Here is a 384-nt window from a genome sequence, read left to right as displayed (position 1 = left end):
CGACGATCACGATGGCCGACACGCCCGAAAACCAAGCCGAGTATCCTCAGCAACGCGGCCAAGCGGTCGGTTGCGGTTTCCCGATCATGCGGGTCGTTGTGCTCTTTGCGTTGTCCACCGGCGTGGTGCTCGAAACGGCGATGGGCAAGTATCGAGGCAAGCTAACAGCGGAAGTAAGCTTGTTTCGCGAAGTCGACCAGATCATACAAAAAGACGACGTTTTCCTGGCTGATCGGGCCTATTCGAGTTGGTTCGACATGGCTCGATTGATGTCCCGTGGTGCCCATGTGGTCGTCCGCAAGCACCAACTTCGCAAGAGTGATTTTCGAACCGGTATCCGTTACGGCCAAGACGATCACACGATCCACTTGGATAAGCCGTCGC

At 56.2% G+C, this 384-nt stretch carries 1 pseudogene; it reads left to right on the top strand.

The features are described 5' to 3' along the window. Positions 1–11: 11 nt before the first annotated feature. Positions 12–384, top strand: a pseudogene (locus HFP54_RS25115) (IS4 family transposase); the annotation flags it as partial.

It is taken from the genome of Crateriforma spongiae (assembly GCF_012290005.1).
Classification (GTDB): Bacteria; Planctomycetota; Planctomycetia; order Pirellulales; family Pirellulaceae; genus Crateriforma; species Crateriforma spongiae.
The sequence above is the reverse complement of the archived record's forward strand: the minus strand, read 5'-3'. Positions and strand labels throughout refer to the sequence as shown.